The sequence below is a fragment of the Mycobacterium sp. UM_11 genome (assembly GCF_001414075.1).
Classification (GTDB): Bacteria; Actinomycetota; Actinomycetes; order Mycobacteriales; family Mycobacteriaceae; genus Mycobacterium.
The window spans coordinates 1-609 of sequence record NZ_LATC01000236.1 but is presented as its reverse complement, the minus strand read 5'-3'; the positions used below and the strand labels follow the sequence as shown (position 1 = coordinate 609).

Genomic DNA, 609 nt, shown 5'->3' with positions numbered 1-609 from the left:
CCGGTTGGCGGAGGCGGTTGAGTCGGCGGCGTGTTATTCGTTTGATTTGGCTGTGGAGATTCCGTTGCGGGCGACGGTTTTTCGGGTGGCGGCTGATGAGCATGTGTTGGTGGCGGTGGCTCATCATATTGCTGCTGATGGGTGGTCGATTTCGCCGTTGGTGCGTGATTTGGGGGTGGCGTATGCGAGTCGGTGTGCCGGGGGTGCGCCGGGGTGGGCGCCGTTGGCGGTGCAGTACGTGGATTACACGTTGTGGCAGCGGGCGGTGTTTGGGGATTTGGATGATCCGCACAGTGTGATTGCGGCGCAGTTGGCGTATTGGCAGGACGCGTTGGCGGGGATGGGCGAGCGGTTGGAGTTGCCGACGGATCGGGCGTATCCGGTGGTGGCTGATTATCGGGGTGCGCGGGTGGAGGTGGGGTGGCCCGCGGTGTTGCAGCAGCGGGTGCGGGCGGTGGCCGGTGCGCATAATGCGACGAGTTTTATGGTGGTGCAGGCGGCGTTGGCGGTGTTGTTGGCCAAGCTGGGTGCGACTTCGGATGTGGCGGTGGGGTTTCCGATCGCGGGGCGTCGTGATCCGGCGTTGGATGAGTTGGTCGGGTTTTTTGT

Annotated in this window: 1 protein-coding gene; it reads left to right on the top strand. The window is 63.7% G+C overall.

Annotation, left to right across the window (positions count from 1 at the left end; genetic code table 11):
• A partial coding sequence (locus tag WU80_RS24810) for a condensation domain-containing protein (RefSeq protein WP_156371899.1) occupies nucleotides 1-609 on the top strand: 609 nt, incomplete at both ends.